9 protein-coding genes and 1 tRNA gene are annotated in these 11614 nt (G+C 56.9%); 6 read left to right on the forward strand and 4 right to left on the reverse strand.

What is annotated here, in order from left to right:
* The first annotated feature begins 97 nt into the window (after positions 1 to 97).
* The gene (locus tag ASF29_RS01995) at positions 98 to 2218 is read left to right on the forward strand and encodes a TonB-dependent siderophore receptor (protein ID WP_062448039.1); all 2121 of its coding nucleotides are present in this window, start codon (positions 98 to 100) and stop codon (positions 2216 to 2218) included.
* Positions 2219 to 2237: 19 nt separating this feature from the next.
* Here the strand turns inward: ASF29_RS01995 and ASF29_RS02000 are convergent, their stop codons facing one another.
* Entirely contained in the window at positions 2238 to 3131 is an 894-nt protein-coding gene (locus ASF29_RS02000; RefSeq protein ID WP_200925500.1) for an AraC family transcriptional regulator, read from the reverse strand.
* A 140-nt stretch (positions 3132 to 3271) separates the two neighbouring features.
* Positions 3272 to 3955, reverse strand: a complete 684-nt coding sequence (locus ASF29_RS02005; RefSeq protein ID WP_062448043.1) for a GntR family transcriptional regulator — start codon at positions 3953 to 3955, stop codon at positions 3272 to 3274.
* Positions 3956 to 4111: 156 nt separating this feature from the next.
* On the opposite strand from ASF29_RS02005, the gene araD reads away from it, so the two are divergent.
* The 4 genes from araD (at position 4112) to ASF29_RS02025 (ending at position 8257) form a co-directional block, all read left to right on the forward strand.
* The gene (gene araD / locus ASF29_RS02010) at positions 4112 to 5848 is read left to right on the forward strand and encodes an L-arabinonate dehydratase (RefSeq protein WP_062448627.1); all 1737 of its coding nucleotides are present in this window, start codon (positions 4112 to 4114) and stop codon (positions 5846 to 5848) included.
* A gap of 14 nt (positions 5849 to 5862) precedes the next feature.
* On the forward strand, positions 5863 to 6588 hold the full coding sequence (locus tag ASF29_RS02015; RefSeq protein ID WP_062448046.1) for a ribonuclease activity regulator RraA: 726 nt from the start codon (positions 5863 to 5865) through the stop codon (positions 6586 to 6588).
* 127 nt (positions 6589 to 6715) lie between these two features.
* Positions 6716 to 7006 carry a hypothetical protein gene (locus tag ASF29_RS02020; protein ID WP_062448050.1) on the forward strand — a complete coding sequence of 97 codons (291 nt, stop codon included), beginning with the start codon at positions 6716 to 6718 and terminating at the stop codon, positions 7004 to 7006.
* Positions 7007 to 7048: 42 nt separating this feature from the next.
* Positions 7049 to 8257, forward strand: a complete 1209-nt coding sequence (locus ASF29_RS02025; RefSeq protein ID WP_062448052.1) for a low temperature requirement protein A — start codon at positions 7049 to 7051, stop codon at positions 8255 to 8257.
* A 47-nt stretch (positions 8258 to 8304) separates the two neighbouring features.
* Here ASF29_RS02025 and ASF29_RS02030 read toward each other — a convergent pair whose 3' ends face one another.
* On the reverse strand, positions 8305 to 9750 hold the full coding sequence (locus ASF29_RS02030) for an aldehyde dehydrogenase (RefSeq protein ID WP_062448628.1): 1446 nt from the start codon (positions 9748 to 9750) through the stop codon (positions 8305 to 8307).
* Between the two features lie 323 nt (positions 9751 to 10073).
* Here ASF29_RS02030 and ASF29_RS02035 point away from each other — a divergent pair, with 323 nt between their 5' ends.
* Positions 10074 to 11237, forward strand: a complete 1164-nt coding sequence (locus ASF29_RS02035) for a M20 aminoacylase family protein (RefSeq protein ID WP_062448054.1) — start codon at positions 10074 to 10076, stop codon at positions 11235 to 11237.
* A 189-nt stretch (positions 11238 to 11426) separates the two neighbouring features.
* Here ASF29_RS02035 and ASF29_RS02040 read toward each other — a convergent pair.
* A tRNA-Gly gene (locus ASF29_RS02040) sits at positions 11427 to 11501 on the reverse strand.
* Positions 11502 to 11614 lie beyond the last annotated feature (113 nt).

The following is an 11614-nucleotide window of genomic DNA, read 5'->3' on the forward strand; positions in this document are numbered from 1 at the left end:
AATACCAGACTATATGGCTCAAGTTATCAGGCGATACGGGGGCGCGACGGGTTTCAACCCAGGCTGCCAAAACAGCACTTACATCTGGAATTTGATCATGAGCATTGAGATGACACGCGCCAACCAAAGGTACACGCGAGGCCGCTACGGCAAAGCCGCTTTGTTGGGATGCTCGGCTCTCGTCGCATTGACGCCACTGCGCGCGCTTGCACAGGACGCAACGACCCAAAGCGGCGGCACCGTGCTCGAAACGATCACTGTTCAGGGTTCGGGTGGCGATGATGACGCAAAATCGATCGTGGCCAGACAGGCAACGAGCGCCAATAAGATGGCGACCGATATTCTCAACACGCCTGCATCGATCTCCGTCATAACGGCCAAGGAAATTGAGCAGCGCGGCGCATCGAATGTCGAGAAAGTTTTGCAGTACACATCCGGCGTCAACGCAGATTTTTATGGATCGGATGATCGCTACGATTTCTTCAAGATCCGTGGATTTGACGCCTACACATCCCGCGATGGATTGGCACTCGGCCGGCCTTTCGGCGCACCGCGTGAAGAAACTTACGCGTTCGAGCGTGTCGAGGTCCTGAAGGGAGCGAATTCGACATCCGGCGTTTCGGACCCGGGAGGCTCCGTTAATTTTGCGACGAAAAGGCCGAAATCCGAACGGTTCGGTGAGGCATATGTTACCGGGGGCGTAAACAGTCGTGCCGAAACCGGGTTTGATTTCGGCGACAATATCACGTCCGACGATACGCTGTCCTATCGCCTGACCGGCAAATTAAGAAATGCCGATGCTGAATACGACTACTCTCGCGATGACCAGAAATTTTTCATGGGCGGGCTGACCTGGCGTCCAACCGATGCCACCTCGCTGACGGTGGTTTACGACCATTTGAACGGCGACGGTGTTCCCGGTAGCGGGGGGCATCCCGTTGGCTCGAATTTTGACCGCAGCCGTTTCTTCGGCGAACCCGACTTCAATTACCGTGGAACGAATCGTAACACTGTAAGCGTAATGTTCGACCATGATTTCGGCTCAGGTCTGAAGTTTGGGGCGAACGCCCGCTACAGCAACACCAACACCAATTTTGGCTATGCCTATATTGCCAGTACGCCTACCAATGGCTCCACCATCGCGGAAAGGAGCTTTTTCGGAAACGAATTTTCTTCTGAAGATTTTATCATCGATGCACACCTTCAGTACGACACGACGTTCGATAATATCGAAAGCCGTACGCTGGTTGGTGCTGAATACAACGCGTACTCGTCCACGAACGATACTTATTTCGGCCCGGCTCCGGACATCGACTGGACCAACCCGGTCTATAGTGGCCGACCTGCGTCCGTTCCACTTTATGCCAGCACCTCATCCGATCAGAAGTCGAATGCTCTTTATCTTCAGCAGGAGTTGACCTTTGCGGAGAAGTTTATCGTATCCGTCGGTCTGCGAAATGACTGGATGGATATTGACGAGACCAACGAGTTGACCCGCATAAAGGGCTCCAGCAGCAATAGTGAGTTCACCAAGAGGATTGGGGCGAGCTACAAACTCACTGAAGAAGTTGCTGCCTACGCAAGTTACGCTGAGTCCGTTGCTCCTCCATCTGTTGGCCTTGATCCAGAAACAGGGAAGCAGGTCGAAGTTGGTTTGAAATATAGGCCGGATGCTTTTCCCGCCCTTTTTACAGCCTCGGTTTTCGACCTGACCCGGCAGAATTATGCCGTGTCTGATCCGGTCACACGTGTTCAATATACTGTCGGAGAAGCCAAATCCCGTGGATTTGAGCTCGAGGCAAAAGCTGAAATCACCGATAACATCAACCTCAACGCGTCCTACACGTATCTTGACACGGAAATTACCGAAAATATCGGAGGAACCAATGTCGGCAATCGTTTAGCGCTCGTTCCCAAACACATGGCATCGCTCTGGGCAAGCTATACGCTCGAAGGGCAGGATAAGCGCGGAGATATGACGTTCGGCTCTGGGGCTCGGTATGTCGGGTCTTATTATTACGGTGACGCAAATACATCGGGCGTAGGAGGGACCGTCGTGTTCGACGCGGCCTTCTCCTATGACATCCAGGACAATACCAAGCTTGAAATCAGCGCCAGCAACATTTTCAATAAGAAATATGTCGCAAACGGCGGTTTCGGAGCAGACTTTTATAATCCCGGTCGCGAGGTCTGGGCCACTTTGCGCAGAACATGGTGATGACAGGCATTCGCCTCTTCTACGGATCGCGATGCATTCGCCGCCATGCGGCGGGTGTTTCGCCCGCAACCTGACGGAATGTCTTGGTCAGATGGGCCTGATCTGAAAAGCCCAGTTGGGCGGCGATGGCGGCGACGCTGAGGTCGCTTTCGGCGAGCATGGTCTGGGCGACGCCGATGCGTTTTCCCAATTGCCACTGCAAAGGTGTTTTGCCGGTTGTCTGCTTGAAGACATTGGCAAACCAGCTTTCCGAAAGGCCGACCGTTTCTGCCATCTCGCCGACCGTCATCTTATGGTCCGCGCGTCTGTTGACGACCGAGACGAGCTTGTTCAACTGCGCCTGCGTCAACCGGGCATTCGTCTGGTCATCGACTTGGCTGGACGTATCGAGCAGACCGGCAACGATGCTGCCGACGAGGCTTTCCGCAAAGACCGCGTTCTTCGAGGTCGTAGAAAGTTGGGCCACCAGCAGTCCGGCCAGCGTTTCGATTGCATCCGCATCCTGAATTTCCACTGGCCGACGCAGCGCGCTCATCGCGACAGAAGCGCCCACTGATGGTGTCAGATACTTCAACATTCGGTCGCGGTGCAGATGTATGTCGATATGCGAGAAACGGTGAAACGAGGTGAAACTGGTCCACAGCGGCACGCCCGCAGGCACGTAGATCGCACGCTTCATAGGCCGGTAGCCCGCTGAGGCGTTGCTGCCGTTGTTGCTCATCGTGATGTGCGACGACACATCGTTGAAAAATATAACGATGCGTGGGTCCGGAGACAGGTAGTAGCCCGTGGCGCCCGCATGCCCTTCTGCATCCCAGAACACGCTGATCATGCCGTCGAGACAACGCCATCTGGCCGGTCCCAGCACGCGGATGCCGTCGGTAAAACATGTCATCGAATGGAGAAACGTCACAATCCCAAACCAGTCTCGTTGGCGCGTGGTGCGGTGGAACACCTCTGATGCAGCGCGTGGAAACAGTCGCCGTATATATGACGATAAATATCATGTTTATGTCATATGGCAAGTTTGGAGTCTGCCGTCGGATGCAGCGCCTATTCGCGCACATAGTCTGGGAATTTTTCGCGAATGATGTCCGTTATCGAAAGCGTTCCAGACAGATGCTTTCGCATTGCCGCCATCGCCTCTTCCGGTTTTTCGGAACGAATGGAGTCGATGATTGCCTGGTGGCCGGCCAGCACCGTCTGCATCTTGCCCGGCATCGGCAGGTTCAGCCTGCGCAGCCGGTCGAGATGTACGCTTTGCCGACGCACATTGGTCCAGAGTTCGAGAATGCCGACGCGTTCGTAAAGTTTGCGGTGAAATTCCTGATCGCAGGCGTCGAAACTGTCATATGTCTCCGGTGACGCAAATGTCCTTTGCTTCTCCAGGATTCGAGAGAGGTCGCACGCGGTTTCGGCCGGGCTTTCGCAGGTCAGCCTGTTGATAGCCTCGAGCTCAAGCGAAAGGCGTAAAAACTGCGCCTGCTGGGCATGCTGGATGTCGATCCGAGCGACAACGGTGGCATATTGAGGATAGACATCCACGATGCCATCTTCCTGCAGGCGTATTAATGCATCGCGGACAGGGGTTTGGCTGACGCCGAATTCCAGTTGCAAGGCTGCACGTGACAGTACGGTTCCGGGCGCAAGGTCCACATCCAGAATGCGCTTGTGCAGGATGTCGTATATCTGGAGCGCGACCTGCCGCGACCTGTCCAGAACCGTACCTCTCACCATTTCTCACACCCTTTGCCCGTAGCGTCTTGCAGTCACTCAATCATATTTTGTCCATTGATGCACTGATGTTTTAGTGCTTCAATGCCAATAATTGGAGGTGCGGGTGTCTCGGTGATGTTTGTCGCCGAGGTCGCGTCGGGAGTCGCAGAAAACATCATGAAGAAGATCAAGACCGCAGATATGCTGCGCAGTGCGCGCTGGTTCGCGCCGGACGACCTTAGAAGTTCCGGTCATCGCTCGCGAACCATGCAGATGGGCTATGCGCTTGAGGAATGGATGGGAAAGCCCATCATCGCCATTCTCAATACGTGGTCGGACGCCAATCCCTGCCACGCTCATTTCAAGCACCGAGTCGAGGATGTGAAGCGCGGCATCTTGCAGGCAGGCGGCTTTCCGCTGGAATTGCCTGCACTGTCGCTGTCGGAAAGCTACGTCAAACCCACCACGATGCTGTATCGCAACATGCTGGCGATGGAGGCCGAAGAGCTTTTGCGCTCGCATCCTGTCGACGGCGCCGTGCTGATGGGCGGGTGCGACAAGACGACGCCGGGGCTCGTGATGGGCGCCATCAGCATGGGACTGCCGATGATCTACCTTCCCGCAGGACCGATGCTGCGCGGAAATTATCAGGGCAAGCCTCTCGGCTCGGGTTCTGATGCATGGAAGTTCTGGGATGAGCGTCGCGCCGGGCAGTTGACGGAAAAGGAATGGGTGGATGTGGAAGCGGGTATCGCCCGTTCCTACGGCCACTGCATGACCATGGGCACGGCCAGCACCATGACGGCGATCGCTGAAGCGCTGGGTCTGACCTTGCCCGGTGCCAGTTCCATTCCGGCCGCCGATGCAAACCATATTCGCATGTCGTCGGCCTGCGGTCGGCGCATCGTCGAAATGGTCTGGGAGGATTTGACCCCCAGCCAGATCGTCACCCAGGCTTCCGTCAACAACGCCGTTGCCGTTGCCATGGCAACCGGCTGTTCCACCAATGCGGTTGTGCATCTGCTAGCGATGGCACGTCGCGCCGGTGTGGCTCTGACATTGGAAGATCTGGATCGCGCCGGTCGCTCCACGCCGGTTCTGGCCAATATCCGCCCGACCGGCAAGACCTACCTCATGGAGGATTTCTACTACGCGGGCGGCCTGCGTGCGCTCATGGTCAAGCTCGGAAACATCCTTGATCAGACGGCGATGACGGTCTCAGGCCTGCCGCTGGGTGAAACCTTGAAGGGGGCGGAATGTTTTAACGACGATGTCATCCGGTCGCTGGACAACCCGGTCTATCACGAGGGATCGCTGGCCGTGCTGAAGGGCAACCTCGCACCCAACGGTGCCGTCATCAAACCGGCTGCCTGCGATCCCAAATATCATAAGCATCAGGGGCCTGCGCTCGTCTTCGATACCTATCCCGAGATGAAAGCAGCCGTCGATGACGAAAATCTGGATATCACGCCGGATCACGTCATGGTTTTGCGCGGTGCCGGGCCGCAGGGTGGCCCGGGCATGCCGGAATGGGGCATGTTGCCCATTCCCAAGGCCCTGCTCAAGCAGGGCCATCGGGACATGCTGCGTCTGTCGGATGCGCGCATGAGCGGTACGAGTTACGGTGCGTGCATTCTCCATGTTTCGCCCGAATCGCATGTCGGCGGTCCGCTGGCACTCCTGCGCAATGGCGATATCGTCAGGCTCGATCTCGAGGCGCGAACCATCGATATGCTGGTGGATGACGAGGAGCTCCAGCGCCGTCGCGCCGCGTGGGTCAAGCCCGCAGACAAGATCGGGCGCGGCTACGGTTGGATGTTTGCCCGCCATGTGGCGCAGGCCGATACGGGTGCCGATTTCGATTTTCTGGAAACAGGCTTTGGTCCGACTGCGGCTGAACCGGACATTTACTGACAAGGGGACAAACTATGAGCGACTATGTATTGAGTGATGCCACGCGCCAGAAGCTCATGGGCGTGGCCACCCCGACGATTGCCACGGCACTGTATAAGCGCGGCCTGCGCAGTCAGTTCATTCAGGACGTCAGGCCTCTTTCCGCCAAGAAGAGAAACATGGTCGGGCAGGCTTTCACGCTGCGCTATATTCCCGCGCGGGAGGATTTGAACACGCTGGCGGTGTTTCAAAATCCTCAGCACCCTCAGCGCGCTGCGGTGGAAAGCTGCCCGCCCGGTCATGTGCTTGTCATGGACAGCCGTAAGGATGCACGTGCCGCCTCAGCAGGTTCTATTCTCATATCACGCCTGATGGTGCGCGGCGCGGAGGGCGTGGTGACGGATGGTGGTTTTCGCGATAGCCCCGAGATCGCCGATCTCGATATACGCGCCTATCACAATCGTCCGTCCGCCCCCACCAATCTCACTCTCAATCAGGCCATCGACATCAATGTTCCCATCGGCTGTGGCGATGTCGCCGTGTGGCCCGGCGACGTCGTCGTCGGTGATGATGAAGGCGTAATCGTCATTCCCGCCCATATTGCCGATGGAATCGCCGACGAGACTGTCGAAATGACCGCCTATGAGGACTTCGTCACCGAAAAGGTCCTTGCGGGTGCGACGATCATCGGCCTTTACCCTGCAACAAGCGATGCACCGCGCCAGGAATTTGCGGAGTGGAGAAAAACAAGAGGGAGATGACCTCCCGTTGGCTTTTGTGCGAGATGACCCTCGGACATAGATTTTGCTCCATTAGAACGAATGGAACAAAACCGCCCGCTCCTGTGTTGATGAGCCACAAAAGCTCAGTATATTCAGGAGATTGTTCATGGAACGGGTTGCCTTTGGCGCCGCGGTAGGTGCCGTTTTTTGCTTTGTCACAGCGGCTGTCGCTCAGGATATCGAGGTTAGCAGCCTTGACATCAAGCGTAGCGCCAAGACTGCGGAAAGCATGGCTCCCGCAAAGGTCAGCCAGGGCTACATCGTCGATGTCAGCGGCCGTCAGGTTCGCCTTGTCGGCCCCCGCTTTTTCCCGGACAATTCCAAGGACGTGGAATTGTCCGGTCGCTCCGAGGCTTTAGCGCGGGAAGAAGCGCGATCCCAGCTGGCGTCGAACTGATAGAACAGTCGGTAACGCGGTTGACAGGGGACAGGGATCAGCATGGGTCAAAATAGCGAGACTTCGGGGGCAAAGGCCCATCCGAAGTGGCGACTTATCCGGCAGGACGACGCCGAAGCAGGAAAGCCGACATTTCCGGAGTTGTTTTTAGATCTGGTCTTTGTTTTCGCACTCATCCAGCTGTCTCACACATTGGCCAAGGATTTCGGGTCCACGGCGCTGGTAGAGGCGGCCATCATCATCCTGGCGTTATGGTGGCTGTGGGTGCAGATCACATGGCTGACGAACCTGCTCAACACAGAAGCCGGTCTGGTCAGAACCTTTCTGTTTTCCATGATGTTTGCAGGCGTGCTGCTAGCCATTGCTCTGCCAAAAGCATTTCATGATCAGAGTTTCACATTTGCACTCATCTACAGCGGCATGCAGTTGCTGCGTTCGCTCTTTGCACTCTACGTCTTCAAGGGCGTCGATCATGAGAATTCCCTGACCTTCTCACGCATGGCTTTGTGGCTAGCCGTTTCCAGCGTGTTCTGGCTTATTGGTGGGTTATCCGGCAGTCTGGAATGGCAGATCATTTTCTGGCTTGTGGCAATTGGCATCGAATATGCCGGTCCCGCGCTGAAATACTATTTTCCGGGGCTCAAAACGGGCAAGGACGAAAAGCTGCATTTGTCCGGTGAACATCTGGCTGAGAGATGCGCCCTGTTCGTCATCATTTGCCTTGGCGAAACGATCCTCACCACCGGGCGCACCGCAACAGACCATATGAACTCCAGCCTGAGCTTCATCGTTTTCTGCTCCGCTTTCGCCAGCACGATCCTCATGTGGTGGATTTATTTTCATCATGGCCAGGAGAAGGTCTCGGAAAAGGCAGAGGAAACTGCCGAGCCGGAGAAGATTGCTCAAACACTCTTCAATTACGGTCATTTGCCGATCGTGGCGGGCATTATCCTGACGGCGGTAGGAGAAGACTTCAGTCTTTCCCACAGTTACGAGCACGCGACATGGCGCGAAGCGCTCGCCATCGTCGGCGGCCCTATTCTTTTTCTGGCGGGCAATATCGGCGTGAAGATCGCGGCGTCCCATGTCAGGCCCGTCTCGCATTTCGCCGGCATCGGTGTGCTCGTTGTTCTGCTCATCCTGCATGGGCTCCCAAATTACGCCTTGCAGATATCGGCGGTCATCGTGCTGATGCTGGTGGCGATATGGGAATATGTGGCGCTGAAAAAGCACACGCCGGATATGGCCTGAAAACAGCGGGCGACGAAAGGCGTTGAGCCGAGCGCCGCCCGTCGTATTCAAAAAGGATAATGCTGACCGGCATCTTCGATCGTTATCCAGCGAAGCTCGGTGAATTCCGCAATCGCAGCCTTCCCGCCGAAACGGCCATAACCGGAAGCTTTCACGCCACCGAATGGCATTTGAGGCTCGTCGGAAACGGTGGGGCCATTGATGTGGCAGATCCCGGACTGGATCTGGTCTGCCACGCGCATCGCTCTGCCGATGTCGCGGCTGAAGACTGCGGCGGACAATCCGTACTCCGTGTCGTTCGCCACGCGGATTGCCTCCGCCTCGCCGTTGACCCGGATGACGGGTTTGACGGGTCCGAATGATTCCTCTGAATAAATCTTCATGCCGGGCGCGGCATGGTCGATGATCGTTGCGGCGACAATGGTTCCGTTGCGCGTGCCTCCGGCCACAAGCTTGCCACCCTTGGCGGTGGCATCAGCGATGATGGCATCCATTTTTTCGGCAGCATCCGGCGTCACCAGAGATCCCAGGACGACTTTTTCTCGAGGGTGTCCCGCAGGTAGCGAATTCGCGCGTGCGGCGAGTTTGGATACGAATTCGTCGGCTATGGATTGATCAACGATGATCCGTTCCGTCGACATGCAGATCTGTCCCTGGTTCATGAAGGCGCCGAAGATGGCGGCATTGACGGCGCCGTCGATGTCGGCATCGTCCAGAACCACCAGCGGCGCCTTGCCGCCCAGTTCCAGCAAGGCTGGCTTGAGGTTTTCCCCCGCAAGCCTCCCGATGATGCGGCCCACCTTGGAAGAGCCCGTGAAATTGACGTGGCGAATGCGTGGATCGGCAATCAGAGCCTCCACAATCGAGGCGGCGTCATCAGGCGCGTTGCTGATCACATTGAGAATGCCCGGCGCAAAGCCAGCCTGCGTGAAGCAATCGCCGATCAGCCGGTGCGTGGCCGGGCAAAGCTCCGATGCCTTGAGGACGACCGTGTTGCCGCAGGCAATGGCCATGGCAACCGCACGGGTGCCCAGAATGACGGGTGCATTCCAGGGTGCCATGCCCAGGCACACGCCTTTGGGCTTCAGCATTCCCATGGCCAGCGTGTTCGGTTTGTCGGCAGGGATGATCTCGCCGCCAAGCTGCGTAACCATGGCTGCCGCTTCGCGAATGACGCCTGCTGCCAGCTTGACGTTGAAACCGGCCCACAGCCCGGTCGCGCCGGTTTCGGTGATCATTGCCTCGATGAAGTCAGGGGCTTTGGCCTCCATTGCGTCGGCTGCTTTCATCAGCAGCGCGCGCCGTTGGTTCGGCCCGGTTTTCGACCAGGTTTCGAAAGCCTGCGCTGCTGCATCGACGGCAAGGCGGGCATCCGCAACGCTGGCGGCTGCGGCCGTGGCGGCAACCGTTCCTGCCACCGGGTCCACCCGGTCGAACGTGCGGTCACCCTCCGCTCTGCGGTCTTTGCCATCGATAAGCAACTCAACAATCATATGCATTTCCTCCCAGAAAATTTTTTCGATCAAACCGATATCAGCACACCGGTAGGGGTAGCGACAAGCGGTCCCCCGCTGACATTTCCGCGTGCGGCGGTAAAGTTTGCCATCCTGCATGGGTCGCACCGCGCTATCCCCGTCTATTATCACCTGTGAGTGCAGAGAAAATTTAAGCATTGCTGGCATTCTGTCCCTTGAGAACGCTCCGTCCGCTTCACCAGGCTTGCAACTCCATTGAAACCGTCGATGATGCAGCCCATTATCGTGCAGTGGGCGGTCGTGTGTCGTCATGCCGGGAATGGAACGTCAGGAATAAGTGAATGCCAGTTTTGAACAGAGCTGCGGAATTGCAGGTGCAGGCCAGTGAGTGGCGGCGTCATCTTCATGAAAACCCCGAGCTGCTCTACGATGTGCACGAAACCGCCGCCTTCGTGGCGGAAAAGCTGAAAGACTTCGGTGTCGATGACATCGTTACGGGCATCGGTCGCACCGGGGTTGTCGGTATTATCCACGGCAGGCACGGCCAGGGGCGCACCGTCGGCCTTCGCTCCGATATGGATGCTCTGCCGATTGTGGAAGAAACGGGCGCAGTGTGGAAATCGAAGGTTGAAGGCAAGATGCATGCCTGCGGGCATGATGGCCATATGGCCATGCTGCTGGGTGCTGCGAAGTATCTGGCGGAAACGCGCAATTTCAGCGGCTCGGTCGCCGTTATCTTTCAGCCTGCCGAAGAAGGTGGTGCGGGTGCGCGCGCCATGGTCGAAGATGGCTTGATGACGCGTTTTGGCATCGATGAAGTCTACGGCATGCACAACATGCCCGGCATTCCGCTCGGCTCCTTCGCCATCCGCAAGGGCGGCATCATGGCCGCGCCCGACAAATTTTCCATTCTCGTCAAAGGGCAGGGCGGCCATGCGGCGCAGCCGCACCGCACGGTCGATCCGATTTCCATCGGCGCGCAGATCGTCAGCAATCTCCAGATGATCGCATCACGCAACACCGATCCCATTCGTTCGGTGGTGGTTTCCGTCACGCGCTTTCAGGCGGGGTCCAGTCACAACATTATCCCCAACGAGGCCTTGATCGCCGGCACGGTGCGCACGCTGGACGAGTCGGTTCGCGACGCCGCGGAGGCCCGTATCAAGCAGATGGCGGAAGGCATTGCGCAGGCCAACGGTGCCGAAGCTGAAGCAGTCTACGAGCGTTATTGCCCCGTCACCGTCAATCATGCCGATGAGACCGAACACGCAATTGCCATCGCTCGTGATGTGGTCGGCGATAAAAATGTCGACCCTGATGTCGATCCATCCATGGCGGGCGAAGATTTTTCCTACATGCTGAATGAACGGCCCGGAGCCTTCATTTTTCTAGGTAATGGAGACAGCGCCGGATTGCACAATCCAAGCTATGACTTCAACGACGAAGCCATCGCCTACGGCATATCCTATTGGGTGAAGCTCGCCGAACATCGGCTGGCCAGCTGACAAAAGAATCGTCAGTGTCAAAATGCGACAGCGCTTCGCGCAGTCTCGTTTTGACACTGCAGCTTGAATAAGGGCGCGTTGCTGGTTTCAGATTTCTGGAAAGCTTGTCTGTTTTCAGTTCAGGAAAAATCGTCAAAGAACGGCCTGGTTTCCCAGACCACCGTGTCAATTTACTCTCTTTGAGAAAATTGGAGCGGGCGAAGGGATTTGAACCCTCGACCCCAACCTTGGCAAGGTTGTGCTCTACCCCTGAGCTACACCCGCTCAAATCCGCTGGTTCGGGGTAGATCGCTGAACCGCGGGTCGCTGCGTTGCGGCGACGAGGGCTATATCGCTCAACCGCTTTTTAAATGCAACAGGGAAATGACAAAAAGCTG

Origin of the sequence: Rhizobium sp. Leaf262 (assembly GCF_001422245.1) — a bacterium.
Classification (GTDB): domain Bacteria; phylum Pseudomonadota; class Alphaproteobacteria; order Rhizobiales; family Rhizobiaceae; genus Agrobacterium.